General features: G+C 39.0%; 22 protein-coding genes. 10 read left to right on the forward strand and 12 right to left on the reverse strand.

The features are described 5' to 3' along the window. Positions 1–128: 128 nt before the first annotated feature. Positions 129–1,439: an MFS transporter gene (locus M1F14_RS06225; RefSeq protein ID WP_042845500.1), complete on the reverse strand. Its 1,311-nt coding sequence runs from the start codon at positions 1,437–1,439 to the stop codon at positions 129–131. 188 nt (positions 1,440–1,627) lie between these two features. Next, on the reverse strand, positions 1,628–2,740 hold the full coding sequence (locus tag M1F14_RS06230; protein ID WP_048605999.1) for a mandelate racemase/muconate lactonizing enzyme family protein: 1,113 nt from the start codon (positions 2,738–2,740) through the stop codon (positions 1,628–1,630). A 365-nt stretch (positions 2,741–3,105) separates the two neighbouring features. Between M1F14_RS06230 and M1F14_RS06235 the strand changes: the two genes are divergently transcribed. Continuing rightward, positions 3,106–4,425, forward strand: a complete 1,320-nt coding sequence (locus M1F14_RS06235) for a polysaccharide deacetylase family protein (RefSeq protein ID WP_042845498.1) — start codon at positions 3,106–3,108, stop codon at positions 4,423–4,425. A gap of 38 nt (positions 4,426–4,463) precedes the next feature. Here M1F14_RS06235 and M1F14_RS06240 read toward each other — a convergent pair whose 3' ends face one another. The 9 genes from M1F14_RS06240 to M1F14_RS06280 all read right to left on the reverse strand — a co-directional run bounded on the left by M1F14_RS06240 (position 4,464) and on the right by M1F14_RS06280 (position 13,429). Continuing rightward, complete coding sequence (locus M1F14_RS06240) at positions 4,464–5,567, reverse strand: acyl-CoA desaturase (RefSeq protein WP_048606001.1); 1,104 nt, start codon at positions 5,565–5,567, stop codon at positions 4,464–4,466. Further along, complete coding sequence (locus tag M1F14_RS06245) at positions 5,560–6,681, reverse strand: sterol desaturase family protein (RefSeq protein WP_129466467.1); 1,122 nt, start codon at positions 6,679–6,681, stop codon at positions 5,560–5,562. Before M1F14_RS06245 ends, M1F14_RS06240 begins: the two co-directional genes overlap by 8 nt. Next, positions 6,678–7,289: a phosphatase PAP2 family protein gene (locus tag M1F14_RS06250; RefSeq protein WP_131680118.1), complete on the reverse strand. Its 612-nt coding sequence runs from the start codon at positions 7,287–7,289 to the stop codon at positions 6,678–6,680. The genes M1F14_RS06245 and M1F14_RS06250 overlap by 4 nt, the downstream gene beginning before the upstream one ends. Beyond that, positions 7,286–8,551: a F390 synthetase-related protein gene (locus tag M1F14_RS06255; protein WP_129466670.1), complete on the reverse strand. Its 1,266-nt coding sequence runs from the start codon at positions 8,549–8,551 to the stop codon at positions 7,286–7,288. The genes M1F14_RS06250 and M1F14_RS06255 overlap by 4 nt, the downstream gene beginning before the upstream one ends. An 8-nt stretch (positions 8,552–8,559) precedes the next feature. Next, complete coding sequence (locus tag M1F14_RS06260) at positions 8,560–9,363, reverse strand: MBL fold metallo-hydrolase (protein WP_042845493.1); 804 nt, start codon at positions 9,361–9,363, stop codon at positions 8,560–8,562. Continuing rightward, entirely contained in the window at positions 9,357–10,364 is a 1,008-nt protein-coding gene (locus M1F14_RS06265; protein WP_129466669.1) for an NAD(P)-dependent oxidoreductase, read from the reverse strand. Before M1F14_RS06265 ends, M1F14_RS06260 begins: the two co-directional genes overlap by 7 nt. Further along, positions 10,361–11,359 (reverse strand): 3-oxoacyl-[acyl-carrier-protein] synthase III C-terminal domain-containing protein, encoded by a 999-nt coding sequence (locus M1F14_RS06270; RefSeq protein ID WP_042845492.1) that lies wholly within the window; start codon positions 11,357–11,359, stop codon positions 10,361–10,363. Before M1F14_RS06270 ends, M1F14_RS06265 begins: the two co-directional genes overlap by 4 nt. Before the next feature lie 56 nt (positions 11,360–11,415). Further along, on the reverse strand, positions 11,416–12,333 hold the full coding sequence (locus tag M1F14_RS06275; RefSeq protein ID WP_042845491.1) for a LysR family transcriptional regulator: 918 nt from the start codon (positions 12,331–12,333) through the stop codon (positions 11,416–11,418). Positions 12,334–12,418: 85 nt separating this feature from the next. Beyond that, positions 12,419–13,429, reverse strand: a complete 1,011-nt coding sequence (locus M1F14_RS06280; RefSeq protein WP_181468779.1) for a nitrilase family protein — start codon at positions 13,427–13,429, stop codon at positions 12,419–12,421. Between the two features lie 1,275 nt (positions 13,430–14,704). Between M1F14_RS06280 and M1F14_RS06285 the strand changes: the two genes are divergently transcribed. The 6 genes from M1F14_RS06285 to M1F14_RS06310 all read left to right on the forward strand — a co-directional run bounded on the left by M1F14_RS06285 (position 14,705) and on the right by M1F14_RS06310 (position 20,600). Further along, on the forward strand, positions 14,705–14,947 hold the full coding sequence (locus tag M1F14_RS06285; RefSeq protein ID WP_042845488.1) for a helix-turn-helix domain-containing protein: 243 nt from the start codon (positions 14,705–14,707) through the stop codon (positions 14,945–14,947). Positions 14,948–15,184: 237 nt separating this feature from the next. Continuing rightward, complete coding sequence (locus M1F14_RS06290) at positions 15,185–15,742, forward strand: fimbrial protein (RefSeq protein WP_042845487.1); 558 nt, start codon at positions 15,185–15,187, stop codon at positions 15,740–15,742. An 82-nt stretch (positions 15,743–15,824) separates the two neighbouring features. Next, the gene (locus M1F14_RS06295) at positions 15,825–18,320 is read left to right on the forward strand and encodes a fimbria/pilus outer membrane usher protein (RefSeq protein ID WP_042845485.1); all 2,496 of its coding nucleotides are present in this window, start codon (positions 15,825–15,827) and stop codon (positions 18,318–18,320) included. An 11-nt stretch (positions 18,321–18,331) separates the two neighbouring features. After that, positions 18,332–19,060: a molecular chaperone gene (locus M1F14_RS06300; protein WP_042845483.1), complete on the forward strand. Its 729-nt coding sequence runs from the start codon at positions 18,332–18,334 to the stop codon at positions 19,058–19,060. 85 nt (positions 19,061–19,145) lie between these two features. Then, the gene (locus tag M1F14_RS06305; protein ID WP_225833076.1) at positions 19,146–19,622 is read left to right on the forward strand and encodes a fimbrial protein; all 477 of its coding nucleotides are present in this window, start codon (positions 19,146–19,148) and stop codon (positions 19,620–19,622) included. Positions 19,623–19,634: 12 nt separating this feature from the next. Then, on the forward strand, positions 19,635–20,600 hold the full coding sequence (locus M1F14_RS06310; RefSeq protein WP_042845481.1) for a fimbrial protein: 966 nt from the start codon (positions 19,635–19,637) through the stop codon (positions 20,598–20,600). A gap of 108 nt (positions 20,601–20,708) precedes the next feature. Here M1F14_RS06310 and M1F14_RS06315 read toward each other — a convergent pair whose 3' ends face one another. After that, on the reverse strand, positions 20,709–22,355 hold the full coding sequence (locus tag M1F14_RS06315; RefSeq protein ID WP_042845480.1) for a fumarate hydratase: 1,647 nt from the start codon (positions 22,353–22,355) through the stop codon (positions 20,709–20,711). An 879-nt stretch (positions 22,356–23,234) separates the two neighbouring features. On the opposite strand from M1F14_RS06315, the gene potA reads away from it, so the two are divergent. From potA to potC, 3 genes are read left to right on the forward strand one after another with little or no spacing between them, the layout of a single operon-like run. Beyond that, positions 23,235–24,344, forward strand: coding sequence for a spermidine/putrescine ABC transporter ATP-binding protein PotA (potA, locus tag M1F14_RS06320; RefSeq protein WP_042845479.1), 1,110 nt, complete (start codon positions 23,235–23,237; stop codon positions 24,342–24,344). Further along, positions 24,331–25,194: a spermidine/putrescine ABC transporter permease PotB gene (potB, locus tag M1F14_RS06325; protein ID WP_042845478.1), complete on the forward strand. Its 864-nt coding sequence runs from the start codon at positions 24,331–24,333 to the stop codon at positions 25,192–25,194. Before potA ends, potB begins: the two co-directional genes overlap by 14 nt. Next, positions 25,191–25,976, forward strand: a complete 786-nt coding sequence (gene potC / locus M1F14_RS06330; protein ID WP_181468778.1) for a spermidine/putrescine ABC transporter permease PotC — start codon at positions 25,191–25,193, stop codon at positions 25,974–25,976. The genes potB and potC overlap by 4 nt, the downstream gene beginning before the upstream one ends. Positions 25,977–26,012 lie beyond the last annotated feature (36 nt).

Raw genomic sequence — 26,012 nt, forward strand, 5'->3', positions numbered from 1 at the left:
TGGTAGGGGTATGTTCAATCCTGAACCACCGCAATATTTGATTAAACCTCTTTGTGTAATAAATGAAAGCTAATGTTGCCATTAATTAAGTAAAAACGAGCCACCGATGGTGGCCCGGGAACAAAGATTTAATCTTCGAATCGTTTTTCAATACCTAATCGTTTTAATGTCAGTATTAAAAGGCCGCCAATAAAGGCAACGAGCGCGATAAAGTACAACCCAGCTCGCGCAGATTCAAACGTCGTTTCTGCCCAGACTCTTAAGTTTGGTGCCACAAAACCGCCTAAGTTGCCCACGGAGTTAATTAAGGCAATACCGGATGCGGCAGCGGTTCCACCTAAGTAAGCCGATGGGAAGCTCCAGTACAGAGGTTGCATCGCTAAGTGACCTGCTGCTGCCACACACAGTGCAATAATGGCAATGACTGGAATGCTATCGAACAAGCCGGATACAGCAATCCCCGCAGCCCCTAACATAAAGGTAATCGCAGCCACTTTACGACGCTCTTTTAGGCGTTCAGAAATGCGCGGGACATAGTAAACTGCGATAGCCGCACACAGAGGTGGAATTGCCGTCACGAAGCCGACTAATATTCCAACTTTACTGCCTAATAGCGTCCCGATTTGGGTTGGCAGGAAGAAATAAATACCGTAACCACATACTTGAACAGTGAACCAAATTAAGCATAAATAGAGAACTCGCATATCTAATAGCGCACTTAAAGCGCCTTTTGGACTATGCCCTGCTTTGGCATTTTCTTCTGTGGCTAATTTAGCGGAAAGCGCACTTTTTTCTTCTGCTGTCAGCCATTTTGCTTTTTCTGGACGGTCATCAAGGTAGAAAAATACCCAAATCCCGACGAGAGAGGCGAGTAACCCCTCGACAACAAACATTAACTGCCAGCCATATAAACCGAATGCGAATGATGAGCCTTCTAGTGCGAGTAATGAACCGGATAATGGTCCTCCAATAATAAAGGCTAATGGTGCACCAAATAAAAAATAGCCAGTGACACGGGCACGAATATTTTGTGGGAACCAGAAAGTTAAATACAGAATAACCCCTGGAAAGAAGCCCGCTTCACTCACGCCTAATAAGAAACGCAAGACAATAAAGGTAGTTTCATCGTGAGCGAACATCATTGCCGCTGAAACTAACCCCCATGTGACCATAATGCGTGATAGCCATACACGTGCACCTATACGGTACAGTAAGATATTGCTTGGTACTTCAAATAGTGCATAACCAATAAAAAAGATCCCTGCACCGAATGCATAGGCGGCGTCACTTAACCCTGTTGTTAATTGAAATTCTTGCTTTGCAAAACCGATATTTGAACGGTCTAAATACGCTAATATGAACATTAATACCACCATGGGTATTATTTTTCGTATTGCTTTGCTGGTAGCCGATGATAAATGATCAGTATTGGTGGACATGGTTCACCCCAGTTTTGTAAGGTAATGATGTTATCTATTCATTTTTATTACGTGTTTAGCCCACCGCTGAGTTATCAGCAGGGTAGAGTATAGAGCTAATGAATAAGTAACTTAAAATGAATAATTCTTGTTATTTATTTCCCTTTCTCGTGGTGTTAGTGATGAAATAGCGAAAAAGGGAATTATTATTATTTCACGTTAAATTTAGCCAATGCTTCCGGTTTTAACGTCGTACCGGCTCCCGGAGCCGTTGGGGTGGTATAAACACCATCAATGACTTCAACTGGGTCAACAAAGCAATCCAATGTCCATGGAATAAATTCCAGTAATGAACAGGCTGGATGTGCCATGACTAAGTGCAATTGTGCTTGCATCATATCGCCATGGTGCGGTGTTACTGGTAAGTTAAATGCCATACCTAAATCCGCAATTTCCCATACTGCAGTTAAACCACCACAACGGGTTGCATCTGGTTGTAGGTAATCAACCGCGCCAGCAAGGACAAATTCTTTAAATGAATCATTGTGATACAGTAATTCACCTAACGCGATTGGTGTATCCATATAAGCTGCTAGCTGCTTGTGACTTGCCACGTCATCGTGCCACAGTGGCTCTTCAAACCATTTAATGTTGAAATCATTTAAACGGTGGCCATATTGTTTGGCGATGCTGATATCCCATTTACCGTTAGCATCGACCATTAGGTCAATATCATCGCCAATTGCATGGCGAACGGCTTCGATTCTTTGTAAATCTTCACGTGGATCTGGCTTGCCAATTTTCATTTTGATCGCTTTAAAACCTTCTTCGAAGATCATTTTTTTACAATCATCAACGAGATCGTCTTGGCTACGAACCAGCCAACCGCAGTCAGTATTATAAGCGTTCACTTTATTGTGTTTTGAACCGCCAAACAGTTGCCATAGTGGCTGATCGGCAGCTTTCGCTTTGAGATCCCACAAGGCAATATCAATGGCAGAGATAGCCATTTGCATCAAGCCACCACGGCCTACCCAAATATTGGTCGAACTACGAGTGAGCTTACGATGTAAATAACGTACTTCAGTTGGGTCTTCACCCAGCAGCATGGGGCCAAAAACATCTTCAATGATGGTGGTAATTAAACGATCTGTAGTGATATCCGCATGTGTTCCTGTATGACCATAACCGACTAACCCACATTCAGTTTTGATCATGACACCCGGCATTCCCCAATGGGTAATGCTATGCGTCGAATCACCAATTAGATCATTAGTGACCGGAACGTGCATGATAAAGGTACTAATTTCTTTTATTTTCATTGTTATTCCCAGGTGTTGAAAGGTGGTTGATTGCCAATCTAACAGTGGGAAATGGAATTAACTGTCAAATGATTTACAGATCGTACCTTGAAAACGTTTTTTACTGATAAACATGAGCTAGATCTCTTTATTTTGTATGATACATCAAGGTTAAACCACCTAATTGGTATAATAACTTTTGTAAGAAATAAACACTGATTAAAATGAGTATTGGGGCTAAGCTGTAAGGGGGGGTTAGCTGCTTGATAAAGAAAGAGAGGTAACAGGGGGGCGACCTCTCAATAAAAATTTTTCATGGGGTATAGGGTTAATTCTTCAGTAGGTTTAGAATAATTAATGCAAACTTTGTTGGTAATGGATAAAAAATGTGTAAACAATTACTTGTTTTATTTTTAGTCTTATTCATAAATTCTATTTCCCCATCTTTAGCCACAGTTGTTGAGCATAATACGCAGGATTGGCGGTTAGCCGATATTCCCCCTAAACTAATCCAAACCCAAAAAACAGAAATTATTTTTTCAAGGGTCGCGGGTGAAATGCGTGCGGTGGCTGAACTTAACCATAATCATGGGTTCTATGCTTATAACTCTTCAGGGGATTATAGCGCGATGCAATTTGGTAATGATTATGCGTTTGTAAAGGCAACAGCACTTGCGAATAAACCCCCTCGTTATATTCCAGATATTGATAGGTTAAATGACTTACAAAAACCCGTTTATGATTATCTAATCACACGGCAAAAAACGCCTGTTTATCAATCAGCTGATAGCAGTGGCCGGCAAATTGCCTCTTTATGGGCAAACTTACGTTATCCGGTCGTCGCTAGAATGATAAAAACCGATAAAATAGGTACAAAGACAGCTTGGCTGACAATTCGCTTAGGTGACAGACTAGGGTATGTTCATCTGGATGATGTTGCGTTGGATAAAGGTATTCCAATCTTAACTTATCACCATATTTTACAAGATAGTGAAAATAAACTGTTTCGTGAAACATCGACAGCCACTTCAGTGGAAGCATTCAGTGAACAAATGAATTACCTCAAGCAAGCGGGTTATCAAACCCTTTCTTTGCAGGATGTGGAAGATTATTTGAATAAATCAGCTAACTTGCCCGGCAAAGCCGTGGTATTGACTTTCGATGATGGTTTGAAATCCGTATACCGTTATGCGTTACCGATTTTAAGGCAAAATCATCAGCAAGCAACTTTGTTTGTTATTTCTTCAAGGGTCAAAACTCATCCAGAAAAGTGGTCTGCAGATTCGTTACAGTTTATGAGCAAACAAGAAATAAAAGATAGCCAAGATGTATTTAATATTCAATCACACACGCACTTTTTACATCGTTTGGATAACCATAACTCACCGATTATTTTTAGCCGTAAACAACACACGGCCATGTTGGATTTTAAACGCTCAATGAGGCTACTTAGCCATTTTGAGCCAGAGCAGCGCTATTTAGCCTACCCCTTTGGTGGCTATAACCAATCTGCAATGGATGCCGCAAAAGAAGCGGGCTTACACCTAGCTTTGACGACAATTCAAGGGAAAGTGAAGCTAGGGGATAACCCATATGCCTTAAAACGCTTGTATGCATTTCGTACCGATCCCCTCGACAAATTTTCTCAGATGGTTGGGAATAGCGAACAGAATGTGGTTAATCAAAATATTATTATCGACAGGTGATATCCCGTTTAATGCACTGAATTCCTTTTTATCGGTATTCAGTGCATATCGGCTTGTTTGCCAGTTCCCATTTCCTTTAAGAACCGCTGCTGGTAGATAAACAGTTCCTTGGCATTGATACAGTGATATTCCATTGAGAACTGCTTTGCCGTTTGTTCGATGATCTTTGCAAGGGCAGGGTAGTGGCGGTGATTCCAGTTGGGAAACAAATGATGAGTTAAGTGCAAGTTTAAACCACCTAGCCAATAGGTGAGCCAACGAGGCGTGGTATGCCAATCATAAGTGGTTGAAAATGTATGTGTATAAAACCCGTGGGGCATATTACCTTCTTGGGGTGGGGTGTAGAAGGTTGCCTTTGCCCAGTGTGTGCCGAGTATCAAAACAACAAATATGAGTGATGCAAACATTTGGCTAAGCAAATAAGTGAGCAGCAATGTACCTAAGCTGATATCACTAACAACTAAGATAGGGATAATAATAGCGATAAACAGATGGAGAAATTTTGCCAATAAAAAGGTACTAAGCCCTTTCTGCCCTTGATGGCGCATATGTGGGGCGACTCTCGTGAAGTGAAACCTATCTAACCAATCAAAAAACCAGATCAACGCCGGAAATGTCATGGCTGCAACCAAGGGCCAGTACAGATGTTGCGCCCGCATAAAAGGGTACCAGCGTTGGTATGGGGTCTGCCGTAGCACAAAATTTTCTTCAATATCTAGGTCATAGTGACGAATATTCGTGTGGGCGTGATGAAAAATAATGTGTCTAACACGCCAACACTCAGGGTCTAGGCCAAGTGGGATAGTGACCCAGAAATTAAGCCAATAGTTGGCTTTCCCATGTTTAAAAATCGCATTATGGGAGGCATCGTGGACCAAATTAATCGCCAACAACAGGGCAAAACAGATAAAGAGCGGATAAAAAGTGAAAAAAGCCCATTGCGCATTCGCGCACAAGGCTACGATGTAACTGCCGAAACAGCACAATACTAAAACTAGGCTTTTTAAATAGAAGCGTAGATCTGCAAAACGGTGATCTGAACGGTCTTTTAAATACTGCATAGCAGCATTGTTTAATGCTTTTTGAAAAGCCTGATCATGGCGATGTTGATAACCTAATGGTCTTAGTGGCTCATTAGACATTGAGCACCTGCACTGGTTTACGACCAATGCCAATGAGCATCAGCAAACTATGTAACCACAGCGCACTGGTCGAAATTATCCAAAATGGGCTTGTCCATTGCCAAATAAATAGAATACAAATAAGTAATAAGCAGGCTATAAAAAACCAGCTTATTAAGCCACTTTTACGGCCATCTGATATCCCTGATAGGGCAATAGTTCCCAGTGCTAATAAAACAAATAAAATGACTTGTTGCTGTGTTGTACCTTGATAACCGTAGCCGTATAGGTAGACATAACCAATTACTAATATAAATAGCAGAAGTGTTCCTATCACAAGAGCAAATTGGTTGGTGCGAAATAACGGTGATGGTTTTTGGGTTGTCTGCCGGCGGCGATTAATAATTTTCCAAAAAGGTAAATTGCTATCAATAAATGGGTTCTCGGATGCTGGTGCACCCTTGATACCAAAATGGTGCTCTGTTTCTGGTAGCTTGGAAAAAGTGCCAAATAGCTTATCCCAAAAAATAAAACTACCTGCAAAATTACGGTTTGAGTAGTGCCCTTCCTTTACATGATGAACTCGGTGATGCTGTGGTGTCACCATAAACTTTTCTAACCAACCAAGGCGTGGGATCAACGCGCTATGGTTAAAAAATTGGATGGTATAGTGCAAAATGGAAACAGTAATAAAGACTTCTAAAGGCACCCCGATAAGAGCCAATAACATAAAAAATGGGATTGAGGTTAGAGATGAATACCATGAATTACGTACACCTAATGATAGGTTGTAGTGTTCTCCTTGGTGATGTACTACATGTACTGCCCATAATAGGCGGTAAGTATGGTGTAAGCGATGCAGCCAGTAAAAGCCAAAGTCCCACGCTAAAATAGCAAATATCCAAATTAAAGCTGTTGGCCAGTTTTCAACAAGGTTGAATGAGTAGTGTGTAACGACAAAGCCATAACAAAAAAGCTCTAACCCTCTAAATAGCCACAACATAATATGACCAGAGTTCAGGTTAAAAACCAATTCCTGCCAACTTACCGACCCCTTTTGTGTTTTGGCGATCACTAAGCCTTCAGCAATGACGACCGCTAACATAAAAATAATCGGAAAGGTTAATTCATTCATGAGCGTTTTCTCTCTAAGCCGTATTTTGCCATGTGGACAACCAACAGCGCTCCACAAGCGGTTACTGCTCCAGTGATAACATCAATAAATAAGTGGCGTTTTAGTACCAACACAGACACACAAATGGCTGCGGCCCATAAAAAGTACAACAGTGTTCGAAATTTATATTTTACCGACCATAATGCATTCAGTACGACAAGAGTCAATGAGACATGTAGAGAAGGTAATAAATTTTGAGGGCTATCAATCTTGATTAAAGCGGATAAAGCGTGAGCCGAAAATGAGGTTAAATCATAATCGTAATATTGCATTGTGGTTGGATACAGTAAATAAACAGCGCCAGAGACTAAGGCACATAATTGCATAGCAAACATTAATGACCGAGTTCGTTCTATTGGGCTGCAAAAATAGCCTAATGGGATAAACAAAAAGAAGGATAGATAAAACCAAACCGCACTAGGGGAGAACGGCACCGCGCTATCAACCGCACTTGGAGCCAGTAGATGGACATTATCTGTATTTTGACCAGTATAACTATACACAATGCCGACTGTTCCCCAGCCGATTAAACAATATAACGCCCTAATGAATAACGTTTTAATATTCATTGCTCTTCCTTTCGAATAATCCGGCGTTTTTTAATAGAGAGAGCTTGTTGAATTGGCTCAGATGATAATTGCCAACGTAACTGAGTGATATCGACTTGCTGACGAGTGAAATAGTTTTCGAGTTGCTGTTGGCAATCATTTAATTCAAGCTGTGTACATTCCGCTTGTAAAATTAATAACTGGCCTTGCTGGGTCAACCGAAAGTCAGCGGTAAGGGGAATGCTATTGGCAATGACTCGGGCGCAGGGGTCTGCAAAGATAGTCACCGTATTCCCTTTTTGGTCGGGGAGTTGGAGTAAGTCATCACAACGGCCTTCGATACGTTCAATCGCTAATTCAGGGGAACCGCAGGGGCAAGGTGTTTTTTTCACAACTAAAACATCATCGAGTTGATAACGGACAATCGGCTGAGTTTTCCGCGTGAAATCAGTGATAATCGGAGAGAATCGTTCATCATCGATCCAGTTAGGTTCAATATGAATAAAGGCTTCATTTAAATGTAGAGTTCCATGCGAACAAGTACAGCCTAAAAAACCTTCAGTGGCTTGGTAGACCTCACCAACACTCGGGAAGCAGTTCTGTAATTTTTGTTTATCATGTTGTTCAAGCACTTCCGCCACTGAAATGACTTTTTGTACTTTTAATTGAATTTGTTGGCGGCTAATCGCTTGGGCAATAGCGCACAGCACTTGAGCTGGGGCAACAATAATAGAAGGTTGATATCTTTCTAGTTCGATTAATTGTTGTTGAAAATCCGCGAAAAGGTCATAAAAACGCAGGGATATCCAGCGGTTATTGACGCTTTCATACAGGTTATTATTGGCTCTAAGAAATAACGCAATACGCTCACCGTTGAACAGCCCACTCGGTAACATTTTGGCTAACATACTGCCAGACCAGATATTTTGCTCCTCAGGGCTAACAACAAAAAGGCCGCGGCGACCTGATGTCCCAGAGGATAACCCAACACTATATTTCCCTACTTTAGGGGCAAAATCGCGAGATTGCTCACTTTTTTGTGCACAATCGAGTAATGTTTGGCGAGAAAGCCCTGCGGTATTCATCGTATCAAAATGACTCATCATGATGTGTTTATTCATGATGGGAAAATCATGGAGTGGTTGATGAATATACGGGGAAAAATAGCGGCTATTAGCCAATGTTTTTTGCTTGAATTGTGTTAAGCGCTTTTGCTGATAGGCTTCAAGTTGTTCACGGTTTTCAAATTTTAGATGGCGTGCTCGCCAATAGTGCCAAAGCATGGAAAAGATCACTGCAATTCACCCTCGTGACAAAGTTGGATGACAATATTTTGCTTATCAATTTCATGTAATTTATTCAGCGTTTCATAATACGCTTGCTTATCATCCATGATGATATTAGCAATCGCCATTGGCCCACGTAATTGTTTATAGTTGGTTGGTGACCACGCGGCATCCCCCGCAAGGAGCACCCAACCTGTATTCGTTAAAACGCATAAACCAATGTGACCTGCTGCATGACCAGGAAGCGGTACAATTAATAAGGTCTTTTGCTTATTTACGGCGTAACCTTCGCCTAATATTTGCAATTCATGAGGCAAAGAAACACGCTCAAACCCTTCATAAAACACAGTGCGTTGTTCAAAATCATCGGGTAATAACCCGCTGACAAAGGCATTTTTTAAGGCGGCAAAACCGGTTAAGTGACGTGTTTTTGCCCACCCATCACCAGAGCAAATAATGGGGATCTCAGGGAAGTCACGTAGCCCTGCGATATGGTCACCATGAAAGTGAGACAAAATAACGGCATTAATATCTGCGGGTTTTATTCCATCATCAGCCAGTTGATTAACTAATGCCTGTTTACTGTCGAAGTAAACTGGGGTAATGGCTCGATATAACCGCATAATTCCGTGGCGAGTATGATCATAAAAATGCGTCGCATAACCAGTATCAAATAACCAACGTTGGTTTTCATCGTTAATTAACCATGCTCTGGCAGGAAATTTACAGGATTTAAAGCTCGCACCTTTAAGGGCGACGCAACCTGGGTGTGTGCAATACCCCACTTCATACTGGTGGATGGTTAACATAAATTCTCCTGCTGTTTTAACCATTTCGCCGTTAATTTGACCCCTTGTTGCATCGTATATAAAGGGTAATAACCGAGTTCTTGTTGTGCTTTTTGGTTATCAAGCGTCATGGTGAAATAGGCGGCTCCAAGGCTATAACGCGTCAGTAAGGGTTCTTTTCCTGTTATATAGCCAATCGCTTCTAAAAGAGTTGCCAGACCATACAGTAACGGGTAAGGCGCAGAACGAATTTCACACTTTAAATTCAATTCACTAAACAATTGTTGAAGCGTTTGCTTTAGCGCTTGAGGCTGTTGATTGGTGATATTGTAGGCAGCTCCACTTTTAAGTCCATTTTTAACAGTCGCTAATTGCATACTGTGAACAACATTTCCCACATAAGTGAGGTCGAAATGGTTATTTCCCCCATTAGGTAATATCAATTTACCTTGGCGTGATTTTATTTGTGCTAATAACCTCGGTAAAAGTACACGGTCATGAGGTCCAAATAACCCCCTTGGACGTAAAATAGTGTAGCGTGTTGTTGGAAACTGGCTCACACACTGTTCGATAACGGTTTCTGCTAAATATTTTGTTCTTGCATATTGATTGGCAAAATGGGTATTAACCGTCGATTCACTAATATCTTGCTGGTGTGTGAAATTGAAATAAATTGCAGGGGTAGAAATATGAATAAAGCGCGAAACGTTAGCTTCACCAGCGGCAGTTGCTAAGGTTTGAGTCGCATGTATATTTGTTTTTTCAAAGTCTTGGCGCTTTCCCCAAGGCGAAGAAAGTGCGGCACAGTGCCATATTGCATCACAGCCGGCCATTAGTTTTTTGGCATCTTGCTGGGTTAAATCGGCCAATTCTACTGAAATAAATTTAGCACCCATTTGGCTCAGTTGTTGACCTGCTTGTTGATTACGACCACAAGCAATGACTTCAATACCCCTTTGCAGTAAATATTCGCTAGCATTGCGTCCTAGCCCACTGGTTGCGCCGGTGACTAATATTTTCACGGGATAAGTACCATTGCACATAGTGCTAATCCTGCTGCTGTTCCGATTAACATTGCACTTTGCTTTTCATAAAACCGACCGCTAATAATCGCCTCATGTAATGCTGAGGGGATAGATGCTGCGACTTGGTTACCACGATATCGATAGATATCAATCAATTGGTCTGTTGTTACCCCGACACGTTGGCGCATATGCTCTAACGATAAATGACTAGCTTGGTGTGGAATAACTGTCTCTATTTGCTTGAGTTGTAAGCCTGATTCATGAAAAACCTGTTGCATAAAGTCTTCAATTAAAGAGGAGGCTAAGCGGAATAGTTTTTTACCTTGCATATGGAAAAGGAAATCATCCTCAGTCATACCTGAACGCGGATTACGCCTTGTACCGCCAGCTCGGATTTCACAAAAATCAATGCCAGCAGTATAAGTTGTATGGGTATAAGAAATAATACCGCTAGTTCCATCGCCTTTTTCAACGATCACACAAGCTGCACCATCCCCAAAAATCAATGATGATTCCTTGTCCTGCCAATCAATTCCCCGTGAAGCAATATCTGCAGAGACGATAGCAATTCGCTGATAAGCACTGGTTGCGAGTAAGCCCGCGGCAACTTGTAATGCGGTAATAAAACTAATACAACTGGCATTGACATCAAAGCATGCAATGCCTTCCCTTAAGTTTGATTGCTCCAGGATATGCGCTGCAGAGCAGGGTAACGCCTGAACAGGGATAGCAGAGGCATTTATTAGCATATCAATACTTTGAGGATTGATATGACTAGCGTCCAGTGTGTTTTGGATCGCCTGAGCTGCCAGCTCGGCTTGCGAATCAGTATTACTGGCATGATAGCGGTATTCAATGCCTGAATGTTTTTCAACAAACCCTATCGATTTATTGAGTTTTTCATCAAGCATTGAAGAAAAAATTTTATTCTTAGGCAGTGCTACACCAGAAGCTATGATTTTAAGTGGGGTGATTAAGCTATTACCAGACATATAAAGTAGTGCCTATCTAACAAAGATGGGGGTAATAAATATCAGAGTTCTACCATTTAATATATAGGAATTACGGAGTTATTGTTATCGGTAAACTCTTTATGAACCTCGTCAATTAGCGCGTAAATAACTGTTTGCCATGCTTTAGGTAATGACGATTGCCAAACAACGTCAATTTGCCATTGGGCTTGCTTGTGATGTTGAATAGGAATAAAGCAGATATCTTCCCGGCTAATATGCCTCGCACTGTATGGAACAAGGCTTACGCCTACTTTAGCGGCAACCAATGCAATAAGAGTCTGAATATCATTAGCTTCCTGCAATGGGGTAATTTTAACCCCCTCAGATTGCAGGTAGCGCTGAATTTGCTGATATAGACCTAAACCGCGTTGAGCCCGCAATGTGAGTAATGGATATTGCGCTAAGTAGTCATTTATTGTGCTTTTCTTCTGATGACCTTGGGCTATAGCAAGAGCGAGTACTTCCTGTTTTAATTTCTGGCTTGTAAGTGTTTTTGTAGCGGCTGTATCAAGGTGGCGAGTAAAGGCAATATGCAGTTGATGTTCTTGAAGCTGTTTTTCCATTTCATGGGAGGGCATATCATCTAGTTGAATCGCAATATTAGGTAATTTTTCACGAAGCCGTGCAACAAAAAAAGAAGCTTCCTGAAAAGTTGAAATCCCAAAGCCGACATTTAAGGACAATGGTGGTTTTTCTCCAAGAGCGATAGCTTGGTTAAGCAACTCCATTATTTGGCTAATAGCTTGTTTTGCATAAGGTAATAATGCTTGGCCCGATTCGGTGAGTACAGCACCGTGGCGACCACGCTGAAATAATATTATACCTAATTGGTTTTCTAATAATTTTATTTGCTTTGTTAAAGCCGGTTGGCTAATACAGAGGCGTGACGCGGCTTCACGATAGTTTGCCGTATCAGCGAGGGTAATAAATGCACGAAGAAGCCGAGTATCCATTATGGTTTGCTGCACACCTCTTAGTTGAAATGTATTAACTCTATAATATCCACCTTATTAATAAGATACTATAGAGTTTCCGGTCTTATGGTTTAGTGCTTTTACTTGGGTTAGGCACTGAAGGTGGTGTCTGGCAAGCAAAACGAACACGACGAATATCCGTTTCATTGCCTATTGTTTCATTGATCATTCGGTAAAGTTCTGGCCGTCTTCCCGTTAGCCAACGTCGACCACTTGATGTTGGCAGTAAGTTGAGGTCAAGATCCGCAATGACCATATCATCGTCAATGGCTAAGCTTTCGTTGATAATCCGCCCATAAGGGTCAATTATCATCGCATTTCCAGTACGAATTTCATCATCATCTAAACCTACGCCATTACTGAATAGGTAAAACACACCGTTATCATGGGCTCTAGCTGGTAGCCAGCGCATCAGCCATCCACGCCCATGTTCCCCTTGAAATGCATCAAATAATGCTTGTGGGTTATTTTGCCTATTTTCCCAAAGGTTCAGGTCGAGTGGTTTCATTCCATATGGGCTACTTGAATGAGTTCCTCCTGTTTGATGGGGAGCAAGAATAATATCAGCACCTAGCAGTGCGTTGATCCGCGGGTTTTCTATCAAATTATTATCCCAGCAAATTAAGATCCCCGCTTTAACCCCCCATGGGGTATCGAATACCGTATAGCTATCTCCACTATGGATAACGGGGTGTTCAAAGGCATGTAATTTTCGATGAGCATGGTATTGCCCATCCGGCATGCAGGCAACCCAAGTATTGTAGCATTGCCCATCTAAGCCTCTTTCAATTAACCCGACACCGATGAGCATATCTAATTCTTTAGCCCGCTGGCGGATTAGGGACAATGATGGGCTATCGTGTAGTGTTTCACTGAGCGCATAAACGGCAGGAGCAGCTAGTTTAGGAACATGCCAGTAACCAGTTATGCACATTTCAGGCAAAACAAGTATTTTTACTTTTTGTTTTGCGGCTTGGGTAATGAAATGGTGAATACGCTCTAGGTTATAAGCTTTGTCGCCAGGTTTATGTTGGAATTGCACTGTTGCAACGCGAAGTAATGATTGTGTTTGCATAGAATCTCCTTGGTTAAGGAGATCAAAGCAGGTTATTCGCACAAAAAATAATGAGTTATTTTCTTGTTCAATTACTATTTGTTATCGGAAGGGTGTCCTTAGTTGTTATCAAATATATATATCGATAAATAAATATTTTTAAATATATTATTTCGTATAGTATTCAAAAAAAGACTTTTCTTGGTGTTGATATCTTTATAGCGTTATTGATCTTAGTTTAACCCATTGACTAATATATTTTCTGCCAAGCTATGAATTTTATAAATAAACGATGAAAGTGATAGCTATTCTAAGTATTGACTCACTGAATTTCCCCTAAAATGCATTGAGGAGCAGCCATATTCTGTGTTTTATGAATGGTTTTTACTGTTTAAGAGATATCTTACAAGAATAAACATCGATTTTATGCACTTTTTACCAGCTAAGGTGATAATTATTATGTTTTATTTTTGTTAAATTGTTTTTTTATAGCTCTTTTGGCAATAATATTTCTTATTTTGTTACATTTGGAAATAAATATAACCGATTGTTATTTAAAGGTTATTTTTTCAATATTAATTTATTAAATCTAAAAAATGGGGTATTTAACTATTTGATAATAGTATTACTCGCTAAATGAGAATTACACGGTTTTTATGAGTCAAAAATAGATGTTTTAACCTATTCTCTGATTTTTTATCTTTCGCACTCTTAATGGGAGTATGGAAAATTGACTATCAATTCCATTATAAAAAATGATAAAAATAAAAATACCACTGACAATGGTTTTTTTAAAATAAACTAAAACAATGTAAAAAATAAATTAATTTATAATTTTTTTATATAAAAATACTTATTAATCAATGGCTATATTATTAAATACCTAAAAATCATCTGAAACTATCAAGTAAGGTTACTTGAGTCTCATTTTTATATATTACCATCATGGGTTGTAATATAGTCTAATTTTACTTAAATCAACGTGTTAGGATTATAAATATCATATGAATAATAAGGTGAAGTTGTATTATTTAGGTGATTTTCTTTTTAGTGATAAAGCTAAATTTAAATGAACAAATATTGATAGGTTTTACTGACTTGAATTGATTAAATTGATCGTTAGAAACAGTTTTACTTTTATATATTGAAATTTATAATTAACTCAAATTACGAGTTTTAATTAATTTGTTCTATTTTAATTTGCATTTGTAAGTACAAATTTTATTATACTAAAGGTTTTTGATCTGTTATATAGTTTAGCCGTTTAATATTTTAGGTTATCTTGGGCTATCGTTGATGACAAACGTTAATAGAATAGTAGGAAAAGAAATTAGAAAAAGAAGAAAGCACTTGGGGCTTTCTGGTTTTGAATTGGCAAATCTTGTTGGTGTTAGCCAGCAACAAATTTCACGCTATGAAAGGGGGGAGTGTAACATTAATATCGAAAATTTACATGTTCTCGCTAATGCGCTGGAAACGGAGATGATTTGTTTTTTCATTGATGATGTATTTATAAATAAAGAAAATAATCATATATAAATATTAAAATTAGTCTAATTATAAATGCTAAAATAATCATCCATTAGTATGGATGTATTAAGATAAATTCACATTTCATAAAAATAATTATTTTTAATAACGGTGTATTACTATATTTATTGTATATAGTAAATGCCTGCTTTTTTATTACACTCTTAGCAAAAAAATATCAACTTAATAATTATCTTGATTATTAGGTGATTGGTACATCTGTCGTCTTTTTATAGGAAAATATAAATGAAATTAACCAAAATTGCATTAGCTACAATTATCGCATCTTCATTTGGCATTGCAAATGCAGCACCAGTAGACCAAGGTAGCGGTATTATTAACTTTACGGGTAAAGTTATCAATGCACCTTGCTCACTTCCTGGTGATGGCACAATCAATGTAGACCTCGGCCAAGTTGCAAATAAAGTATTAGAAACCGGTAATAAATTTAGCCAAAGCGTTCAGTACAATATTGCTTTAGAAAACTGTGACTTAGGTGAAGTTAAAGATTCTAACGACCAAGTTGTTTTCCCTGCGGTTAGCAAAGTTAAAGTCACTTTCACAGGTACTCCAGACACTACGGCTAAAGAATTATTAGCAAATACAGGTACTTCTAAAGGTGTTGGTGTTCGTTTAATCAACGCTGATGGTGCGACAATGAAAGTAGGTGATACAAGTGTTGAGATGCCATTAGCTGATGGTCCAAACAAACTGGCATTCAGTGCTCGTGTTGAAGCAAATGGTGACAAAGTTGAAACAGGTAGTATCATTTCTCAAGCAACTTACGCTTTAAACTACCTGTAATTTATATTTTTAATAACAGGCATGTATTTGCCTGTTATTTTTCCTTTGTTATTTGCTTTTTATTTTTTTGGCAGGGAACTCCATGTCTTTATTGCCTCATTTTAAAATGAATAAAATATTATTTTCTATTGTATTGGCATTTTCTATTTCAGAAATATCCAATGCTGTGGAATTTAATATGAATATTATTGATGCAAAGGACAGAGATAATATTGACTTGAGTCAGTTCTCAAACCCTGATTTTATTCCAGCCGGTGAATATCTGACAGATATTACGTTGAATGGCCGAAAGTTATCTGGTCAACACTTAATTAAGTTTATTGAAACGAGTAAAGATAATTCAACACTCTGCATTACACCAGAAATGGTAGATATTTTTGCACTAAAAAAGAAGGTTAAGGAAGAACTTCTGCAAAATAATAATGGCCAGTGTGTTGAACTATCTAAAAATTTAGATATTACATATCGCTTCGACAAGGCGAATCAAAATATCTTATTTTCTATTCCTCAAGCTTGGTTAGAGTATGACGACCCTTATTGGGTTCCACCATCTCAATGGGAGAATGGCATTACAGGGGCTTTTCTTGACTATAACCTATTTGCGAATTATTCCTCTCCTAAAAATAATAGTGAAACATTTAGTGCCAGTAGTAATGGTACCACTGGTATCAATTTAGGTGCTTGGCGTTTTCGTGCAGACTATCAATATCAATATAATCGTTCTCAAGGGAAAACAAACGAACGTTTCGATTGGACCCAACTTTATGCTTTTCGTGCATTACCAGAAATGGGTGCGAAAGTATTGTTAGGGGAGTCTTATTTAAAAACAAACCTATTTGATAGTTTCCGTTTTATTGGTGCTTCTGTTTTCAGTGATAATCGCATGTTACCGCCTTCTTTGCGTGGGTATGCGCCACAGGTAACAGGGATTGCAAAAACAAATGCAATGGTGATTGTTTCACAAAATGGGCGAGTGATTAAGCAAGCAAGGGTAGCTCCAGGGCCATTTAATATCCAAGATATTACAGAAGCTGTACAAGGCACCTTAGATGTGACTATCGAGGAAGAGGATGGGTCAAAAACGACGTATCAAGTGACTGCGGCATCATTGCCGTTTTTAACTCGCCAAGGGCAATTTCTGTATAAATTTACGGTGGGTCAGTCCGATTCATTTGGCCGCTCGCAGAAAGTCGACCCGCGGTTTATTGCGGGTGAGATATCCTATGGGTTATTTGGAAATACCTCTCTTTTTGGGGGCTTAATAGCGACTATTGATAATACTAATTACCAAGCTGTAAACCTTGGTATTGGGCAAAATATGAATATGTTTGGTGCGATCTCACTGGATATTACTCGCACACACGCAAACTTAGATAATTTTGGTTCTTATTCAGGTAATAGCTACCGTTTAAATTATTCTAAGCGCTTTGAGTCTACGAATTCCCAAGTGACATTCGCTGGCTATAAGTTCTCTGAAAAAGAATTTTTAACCATGCCGCAATATATTGATGCAGCTAATGGAGCGCTGGACTTTAGACGCGATAAAAACGTGTATACGGCATCTTTTAATCAATATATCAGCCCATTAGATTTAACTATTTATTTTAATGCATCACATCATCAATTTTGGAATAGTGAATCTACAACTAACTTTGGGATGAGTTTCAGTAAATTGTTTAGTGTTGGGCAGATTAAAAATATTTCTGGGACATTGTCACTTAATAAAATTAAATATGAAACGACAGATGATAACCAAATTTATTTATCATTTTCTATCCCATTAGAAGGCGGTAGCTCCATCAGTTATGACGCGCAATATGCTGATAATGACCACAGTTTTGGGCAGTCTGTTGCGTACTATAGCGAGAATGTGAATAACAACTATTGGAGTATGCGTGTTGGCGGTTCTCAACATGAACTTGGACGCGCAGAGCCAAATATTAGCGGTAGCTATCAGCATTCATCTCCTTACGGCGTATTAAACGTCAACGCGACGGAAAATATTAATTCTTATCGTGCATTTGGTGGTAGTTGGTATGGTTCGATGACAGCCACGAAATACGGTGCAGCAATGCACCGCAATGGAACCAATAATGAGCCACGAGTCATGATTGATAGTGACAATGTTGCTGGTATTTCTATTAATAATGGCGAGTCAGTGACAAACCGTTTCGGGATTGGAGTGGCGACAAGTTTGAACAGTTTCTCCAATTCAGATGTATATATTGATATGAATACATTACCAGATGATGTTGATGTTAATGACAATATCATTGGTAAAACATTAACCGAAGGTTCGATTGGTTATCAAAAAATAAAAGCAAATCAAGGGAAACGTATTTTAGCGGTTATTCGCTTGAGTAATGGTAATTATCCACCATTAGGGACGAGTGTTATTGAAGTGAATACCGGTAGGGAAGTAGGCATCATCGCAGATAGTGGGGTGACTTATTTGACCGGTGTTAACCCAGAAGAAAACTACTTTGTTAAATGGGCCAGTGGCGCGAATCAGTGTCGTTTAAATTTACCTAATATTGCCGAAAAAAATCAGGGGAAAGTCCTGATCCCTTGCCAATAAAGGAATGATGTATGAGTAAAAAGTATGTAGTAGCTTTAGGGCTTTCACTCGTTTTTGTCGGTATGCAATTTGCGTCCGCAGCAATCAATATTGACCGTACCCGAATTATTTTTCCGGGCAAAGATAAGTCGATTAGTTTGGTTATTAATAATCAAAGTAAAACAATGCCATATTTAGCTCAGTCTTGGATGGAAGATGAAAAAGGGAATAAGGTTTCAGAGCCTTTTACGGTACTCCCTCCTATGCAACGGGTTGAACCAAATGCGAAAAACCAAATTAAAATCATCAAAACAGAAGGTGTTGATTTACTTCCCCAAGATAGAGAGTCGCTATTTTATTTAAATGTACGTGAAATTCCGCCTGTCGCTGATAAAGAAAATGTCGTGCAAATTGCGATTCAAAGCCGTTTGAAAATGTTTTATCGTCCACCTCAGATTGAAAATAATAGCGATAAGGTTTGGGCAAAAGAATTGAAATATACTCATAAAGGTAATCAATTACTCATTGAAAACCCAACAAAATATTATGTGACATTAGGTTATTTAAGTAACAACAATAGAAATAATTTCCCCGGTTTTGAAAGTGTTATGGTGGCACCTCTTTCGAAAGAACGTGTTGTCGTACCGAGCGAAGGGTTTACTCAATTGTACACAGGGTACATGGATGATTACGGCGGTATGAAGATGTTGACTTACCGATGTGTTGCTTCGACATGCCAATTGTCAAAAGAGAGCCAATAGGATTTTAGAAATGAGAAATTGTTACTTTTCAATATGTTTGTTCATGTTGTCTTTGGTTGGAAATCATTCTTACGCAGACAGTAGCATGATGAGAGGAGATCTTAATTTTACAGGGAATGTTATTTCATTACCTTGCAAAATCTCATTTTCCTCTATTGATCAAAATATTGAACTTGGCCCAATTTCTCTGAACTATTTTAATGAGATCGGGGATCGAAGCCCTAAGCATGAGATCAAATTAAAATTTGATGATTGTATTTTTCCCAAACGCGACCGTGATGATAGAGACCCTGTTGTTCAGCTTATGTTTATTTCAGAGCCAACTAGCAGTACAGACCGTAATTTATTTGGTGGCAAAACTATTCTAAATGGTTATGGGATTCGATTAATGGATAAAGATGGCAATATTGTCCCCAATGGTAAATACCGCAGTTATCCAATTTATTTTGATGATAACCAGCAAATTACGATTTATTCCATGCTAGAGAGTTATCTACCAAGAAATGAATTAACAGTGGGTAATATTAAAACGCAAATTACCTTAAATATTACTTACATATAAGGTGTATAAATCATGATACACAAGTTTATTCAAAAATATGGTTTTTATATTTTATTTCTATTTGTTTTTATTAGCCCAAAAACCTTCGCATTAGATTGTGTGGAAAAGGGGACAGGAGATGTCGAAAAACCGGCAGTCCCTGTAGGTCAATTGGCTATTCCTGCTGATACAATTGCAGGCTCTATTATTTGGCAGTCCGACCCTTTAACTGTGACCGTTTATTGTGACAATGTACTTGGTAATGCTGTTGACGTTGTACATATGTATTTTAATCCGAAATCTCAAAAACTTGGGGCGGGGTTATTACTAGGCGCGAATTACCAAGGCCAACAATTAGAACAAAATGAGCAGCGTGTCAACTTAGGGACTCGTCCTATTCGCCGTGGAGAGAGTGTCACGGTAACAGTGACTTTTACACTATATATCAAAGTGACGGGTATTATTCCTCCTTCAGGTAACTACACAGGGGATAACCAATTTACGGTTTTCCAGTTTGATGGAAGTGGTGGGATAAATCATACCAATGGTGCAAAAAACTTGAAGTATTCTATTATTGGGTTACGTGGTATTCGCTTCCTCAAGTGTGGGGCTGATATAAAAGTGTACCCTGAATCACAGCAGATTGATTTTGGCCAGATGATGATCACTGAGCTGAACCAAGGTAAAGAGTTTAAAAAAAGTTTTCAAGTTCAAGCTGTGAAAAGAGGCTGCCTCGATAATTTTTCCATGAATATTAATTTTGAAACCACCGATCCGTTAAATGGTGAATATGCGATTGATTTAAAAAACGGAACCAATCTAACGATTATGGATGATAAAAGTAACCGTATAAAATTTAACTACTTTCAATTTTTTGGGAGCTTGCCTCAAGGAAGTACATCTGTAACTCGTGACTACAGTGCGTCGATTAAAAAAGTTAGCTCAGTGAAAACAGGGGCATTTAACGCCTCAACTATTGTTCGTATTAACTACTATTAATTTGCATATATGTGAAAAGAGCAGGCTTTGAACCTGCTCTTTTTCTATGGTGCACAAAGAGACAAACTAACGAAAGTGAATGTAATTCATTACTTAGTATAGAGAGTCTTATTTAACACATTTACGGCAGCTTTTATCTTGAACTTGCTCAAAGAAATTATTTCCTTTGTCATCCACAAGAATAAAGGCTGGCAACCCTTCAACTTCCATTTTCCAAATCGCTTCCATTCCTAATTCTGGATACTCAAGGCAATTTAAACTTTTCACATATTCTTGAGCGAGGATCGCAGCTGAGCCCCCGATACTGCCTAAATAGAAACCGCCATGTTTTTTACACGCATCAGTCACTAATTGAGTCCGATTACCTTTTGCAAGCATCAACATGCTACCACCATGGGACTGAAACAAATCTACATAAGGGTCCATGCGGTTGCCTGTTGTTGGGCCTAAAGAACCGGAGACCATGTCTTCTGGTTTTTTCGCTGGTCCTGCGTAGTACACCATATGGTCTTTAAAGTATTGCGGTAACTCTTCGCCGTTATCTAAACGTTCTTTAAGCTTGGTATGAGCAATATCACGAGCAATAATGAGTGGACCACTGAGGGAAACTCGAGTCGATACAGGGTGTTTACTTAGCTCGGCCAAAATATCTTTCATTGGACGGTTAAGGTCGATATGAACCACTTTCCCTTCTGTTTGGTTACGCATCGATTCAGGGATATATTGGGCTGGATTATGTTCCATTTTTTCAAGCCACAAACCGTCTTTAGTGATCTTAGCCTTGATATTACGGTCAGCAGAGCATGAAATGGCTAACCCGATTGGGCAAGAGGCTCCGTGGCGTGGTAAGCGAATAACACGGACATCATGAGCAAAATATTTACCGCCAAATTGTGCACCAAAGCCAAGGTGACGTGAGGCTTCTAATAACTCATTTTCTAACTCAATATCACGGAAAGCACGGCCGTACTCATTACCTGTTGTCGGTAAGTTATCGTAGTATTTAGCAGAAGCCAATTTGGCTGTTTTCAGCGTAGTTTCAGCAGAAGTACCGCCAATAACGAATGCGATATGATATGGAGGGCAAGCGGTTGTCCCCAAATTACGCATTTTATCAATTAAGAAGTCTTTTAATTTAGCAGGAGTTAGTGTTGCTTTGGTTTCTTGATAAAGGGCTGACTTATTAGCAGAGCCGCCGCCTTTGTTGACGAACAGGAAGTGGTATTCATCACCTGTAGTCGCAAAAATATCAAATTGTGCAGGTAGGTTCGTGCCTGTGTTGACTTCATTGAACATATCAAGTGGGGCATTTTGAGAAAAACGTAGGTTTTCATGTTGGAATACGTTATAAATCCCTCGAGAGAGGTATTCTTCGTCATCGCAGCCCGTCCAAACTTGCTGGCCTTTTTTACCAACAACAGCAACTGTTCCGGTATCTTGGCAGTTTGGTAAAATGCCTTTTGCAGAGATATCAGCGTTACGCAGCAATTGTAGTGCTACGTATTTATCATTTTCACTGGCTTCTGGGTCATGCAATATAGCTGCAACTTGCTTTTGGTGAGCAGCCCTTAGAAAAAATTGTGATTCATAAATTGCGCGTTCAGCAAGAAGTGTTAGTGCTTCAGGCTCTATTTTTAAAATTTGTTTACCCGCGAATTGCTCGACAGAAACATATTTATCAGAAACTTGGGTATATTCAGTTTTATCCTCAGATAAAGGATATGGTTCTTGATAAAAAAACTCTTTATTAGCCATTTTGATCACTCACATATTAATTTCAGTGGAATATCCAAAAAATCACCCGTAGGCTTATGTTTATTCTTAATTAATTCAATTTGAAAGACACAAAGTAAAATTTATAGGTGTAATAATAAAACTAAGCTTACAAAACAAGTTACTAAAGGTTACAATTTAAGCTGATATTATATCAATTTGGCCCTTATATTCAAAGGGATGCATGAGATTATATGACGCGGATTAAATTTATAGGGATAAAAGTCATTGATTAATAAAAATTAGATTCAAATCACATAATATTATTAATAACTAAGGTTTTAACCATTTGTTATAGATGTTATCGATTATTGACTATTTAAGTGCTTAATCATGATAAATAGCTATGGCTACATTTTTTCAATTAAAACGATTCAGTTAATCCAATGCTTATTTTCATTTTATTTTTTGCAGGAATATGTGATTTAAAATCATACGGTATTTATAATCCAAGGGTTTTAAATAAATGAAAATGATTATTTACATAATTAAGTTCTATTTCCTATTAGATATTTTAAGCATATGAAAAGCATTGAATTTAACTTAAGTTTAGTGTGTGAATATACTAAGAAAATCTATAGATATCGATAAATTGATAGCATATACCTCTATGTTGCTTATTTTTATCAGAAATCTGATTTATTTATTGATAATTCATAATGAAAGGCAAACGAAATGGCGAAAATGGCTTTCAATTTACAAAAACTGTGTTTATCATGCAGGGCTTATGAACTATAAAATGGCGCTACTGGTTTTGGGCTTTGCTGGGGAAGGATGAAGAGTATATCTCCGACAAGCTTATACAGTCTTTAACGGTGGCGGTTCTATCTGCATTATTCCTAGGGATAGAGTGTATAATAAATGACTGAGACAACCTCTCTGACACCACTCGTCGAATTAAAATCTTTGAATAAAGGTTTTGATGGCAAACAAATTATTTCTGAACTTGACTTAACTATTCAAAATGGTGAGTTTTTAACCATTCTTGGGCCTTCAGGTTGCGGCAAAACGACGGTTTTACGTCTTATTGCTGGGCTAGAAGACGTCGATGATGGGAAAATTATTCTTGATGGTCAAGATATTACGGATATTCCCGCAGAGCAGCGCTTTGTGAATACCGTATTCCAAAGCTATGCTTTATTTCCTCATATGACCGTGTTTGAAAACGTAGCCTTTGGTTTACGCATGCAGAAAACACCTGCGGCTGAAATTCAAAAGCGCGTTGACCAAGCCTTGCGTATGGTTCAATTGGAAGATTTTGCTGAGCGTAGACCCAACCAACTGTCTGGTGGTCAACAACAGCGCGTGGCAATTGCTCGTGCCGTTGTTAATCGGCCGAAAGTCTTGCTGCTGGATGAATCATTGTCCGCGCTAGATTATAAACTACGCAAACAAATGCAAAATGAGCTAAAAGCCCTTCAGCGGAAATTGGGGATCACGTTTATTTTTGTTACCCATGATCAAGAAGAAGCTTTAGCGATGTCTGATCGGATCATCGTTATGCGTGAAGGGAAGATTGAGCAAGATGGTACGCCTCGTGAAATTTATGAGGAGCCCAAAAACTTATTTGTTGCTCAATTTATTGGCGAAATTAACATTTTCGATGCAAAAGTCTTGTATCGCCTTGATGACAAACGCATTCGTGCCAATGTCGAAGGCCATGAATGTGATATTTTCACCGAACTTTCTGTCGAGGAAGGGCAGCATGTTAATGTGTTATTACGCCCAGAAGACCTACGAGTTGAAGAAGTGAATGATGCCGATAATTACCCAGGGCTGATTGGCTACGTGCGTGAGCGTAACTACAAAGGCATGACGTTAGACTCAGTGGTTGAGATGGAAGATGGCAAAATTATCATGGTAAGCGAATTCTTCAATGAAGATGACCCTGATGTTGACCACTCCCTTAACCAAAAAGTTGCTGTGACTTGGGTCGAAAGCTGGGAGGTAGTTCTGGATGATCATTCGTAAACATAAAATTTTGCAGAATGTCATCATCACCGGTGTCGTTGCTTGGTTAGTCCTATTTGTCTTTTTGCCAAATGTCATGATTATTGGCACCAGTTTTTTGACACGTAGTGATACTAATTTAGTTGACCTCGTTTTCACATGGGATAACTACATTCGCTTATCTGACCCAATGTATGCAGAAGTGATGCTTCATTCGCTTAATATGGCGCTGATTGCGACCTTCTTCTGCTTAGTCATTGGGTACCCGTTTGCTTTTATATTGGCTAAGTTACCAAAGCGTATCCAACCCCTGATGCTATTTTTGTTGATTGTACCTTTTTGGACTAACTCACTAATCCGTATCTATGGTTTGAAAGTTTTTCTTAGTACCAAAGGGTACTTGAATGACTTTTTACTTTGGGTTGGCATTGTTGATAAACCTTTGAGAATTATGTACACGCCAGAAGCGGTAATATTGGGGCTTATCTATATATTACTGCCGTTTATGGTAATGCCGCTTTATTCAAGTATCGAAAAACTGGATAAATCATATTTAGAAGCGGCAAGGGATCTTGGTGCGAATAAATTCCAGCGGTTTGTAAAAATTATCATTCCATTAACGATGCCTGGGATTATTGCGGGCTGTCTATTAGTTCTGCTGCCTGCAATGGGGTTATTTTATGTTGCAGATTTAATGGGCGGAGCAAAAAACCTGTTAATTGGTAATGTGATTAAGAGCCAGTTCTTGAATATTCGTGATTGGCCATTCGGGGCAGCAACCAGCATTTTCCTAACTGTGATGATGGGGTTATTGCTGTATGTGTATTATCGAGCGGCTAAGCTTCTGAATAAAAAGGCATATGAAGAATGATCGGACGTACTTTGCGTGGTGGCTTTATGGCCATCATTTACGCTTATCTTTATATTCCAATTATTATTTTGATTATTAACTCTTTCAATGAATCTCGTTTTGGTATTCAGTGGCAAGGGTTTTCAACAAAATGGTATGAATTACTCAGTAATAATGACAGCTTATTGGAAGCAGCAGGGCATTCGTTGACAATGGCTATCTTGTCAGCAACTTTTGCCACAGTTATTGGCACATTAACGGCGGTTGCTTTGTTTCGCTACCGTTTTAGAGGAAAGCCTTTTGTGGGGGGAATGCTGTTTGTGGTGGTGATGTCCCCCGATATCGTGATGGCCATTTCCTTATTAGTGCTATTTATGATACTAGGTGTTTCACTGGGCTTTTGGTCATTGCTGTTTTCTCACATTACTTTCTGCCTGCCGTTTGTGGTTGTTACCGTATACGCAAGGCTCAAAGACTTTGATGTGAAGATGCTCGAAGCGGCACGTGACCTCGGTGCGGGTGAATTTACTATCTTACGTAAAATCATACTGCCTTTAGCATTACCTGCCGTTGTTGCTGGGTGGTTACTGAGTTTCACATTATCGATGGATGATGTGGTGGTTTCGTCATTTGTTACGGGGCCGAGTTATGAAATTTTGCCATTAAAAATTTATTCGATGGTGAAAGTGGGTGTTTCTCCTGAAGTGAATGCATTGGCAACCGTGTTGCTGATAATGTCCCTATTGCTTGTCTGTTTAAGTCAGTGGGTGATGCGGGATAAATACTCAAAAAAAGCCAAGTAATAAGTTAAACGATGGTGCTGTGTTTTGTTGTATTGC

Source organism: Providencia sp. PROV003, assembly GCF_045040775.1.
GTDB lineage: Bacteria > Pseudomonadota > Gammaproteobacteria > Enterobacterales > Enterobacteriaceae > Providencia > Providencia huashanensis.

What these genes read in the sequence shown, in the direction of transcription:
- M1F14_RS06245 (WP_129466467.1), bottom strand. Translation starts at nt 6,681, where the DNA reads ATGAATGAATTAACCTTTCCGATTATTTTTATGTTAGCGGTCGTCATT.
- M1F14_RS06310 (WP_042845481.1), top strand. Translation starts at nt 19,635, where the DNA reads ATGATACACAAGTTTATTCAAAAATATGGTTTTTATATTTTATTTCTA.
- M1F14_RS06315 (WP_042845480.1), bottom strand. Translation starts at nt 22,355, where the DNA reads ATGGCTAATAAAGAGTTTTTTTATCAAGAACCATATCCTTTATCTGAG.
- M1F14_RS06225 (WP_042845500.1), bottom strand. Translation starts at nt 1,439, where the DNA reads ATGTCCACCAATACTGATCATTTATCATCGGCTACCAGCAAAGCAATA.
- M1F14_RS06280 (WP_181468779.1), bottom strand. Translation starts at nt 13,429, where the DNA reads ATGCAAACACAATCATTACTTCGCGTTGCAACAGTGCAATTCCAACAT.
- potB (WP_042845478.1), top strand. Translation starts at nt 24,331, where the DNA reads ATGATCATTCGTAAACATAAAATTTTGCAGAATGTCATCATCACCGGT.
- M1F14_RS06260 (WP_042845493.1), bottom strand. Translation starts at nt 9,363, where the DNA reads ATGTTAACCATCCACCAGTATGAAGTGGGGTATTGCACACACCCAGGT.
- M1F14_RS06275 (WP_042845491.1), bottom strand. Translation starts at nt 12,333, where the DNA reads ATGGATACTCGGCTTCTTCGTGCATTTATTACCCTCGCTGATACGGCA.
- M1F14_RS06255 (WP_129466670.1), bottom strand. Translation starts at nt 8,551, where the DNA reads ATGCTTTGGCACTATTGGCGAGCACGCCATCTAAAATTTGAAAACCGT.
- M1F14_RS06240 (WP_048606001.1), bottom strand. Translation starts at nt 5,567, where the DNA reads ATGTCTAATGAGCCACTAAGACCATTAGGTTATCAACATCGCCATGAT.
- M1F14_RS06230 (WP_048605999.1), bottom strand. Translation starts at nt 2,740, where the DNA reads ATGAAAATAAAAGAAATTAGTACCTTTATCATGCACGTTCCGGTCACT.
- potA (WP_042845479.1), top strand. Translation starts at nt 23,235, where the DNA reads ATGACTGAGACAACCTCTCTGACACCACTCGTCGAATTAAAATCTTTG.
- M1F14_RS06295 (WP_042845485.1), top strand. Translation starts at nt 15,825, where the DNA reads ATGTCTTTATTGCCTCATTTTAAAATGAATAAAATATTATTTTCTATT.
- M1F14_RS06250 (WP_131680118.1), bottom strand. Translation starts at nt 7,289, where the DNA reads ATGAATATTAAAACGTTATTCATTAGGGCGTTATATTGTTTAATCGGC.
- M1F14_RS06305 (WP_225833076.1), top strand. Translation starts at nt 19,146, where the DNA reads ATGATGAGAGGAGATCTTAATTTTACAGGGAATGTTATTTCATTACCT.
- M1F14_RS06285 (WP_042845488.1), top strand. Translation starts at nt 14,705, where the DNA reads ATGACAAACGTTAATAGAATAGTAGGAAAAGAAATTAGAAAAAGAAGA.
- M1F14_RS06270 (WP_042845492.1), bottom strand. Translation starts at nt 11,359, where the DNA reads ATGTCTGGTAATAGCTTAATCACCCCACTTAAAATCATAGCTTCTGGT.
- M1F14_RS06290 (WP_042845487.1), top strand. Translation starts at nt 15,185, where the DNA reads ATGAAATTAACCAAAATTGCATTAGCTACAATTATCGCATCTTCATTT.
- potC (WP_181468778.1), top strand. Translation starts at nt 25,191, where the DNA reads ATGATCGGACGTACTTTGCGTGGTGGCTTTATGGCCATCATTTACGCT.
- M1F14_RS06235 (WP_042845498.1), top strand. Translation starts at nt 3,106, where the DNA reads ATGTGTAAACAATTACTTGTTTTATTTTTAGTCTTATTCATAAATTCT.
- M1F14_RS06300 (WP_042845483.1), top strand. Translation starts at nt 18,332, where the DNA reads ATGAGTAAAAAGTATGTAGTAGCTTTAGGGCTTTCACTCGTTTTTGTC.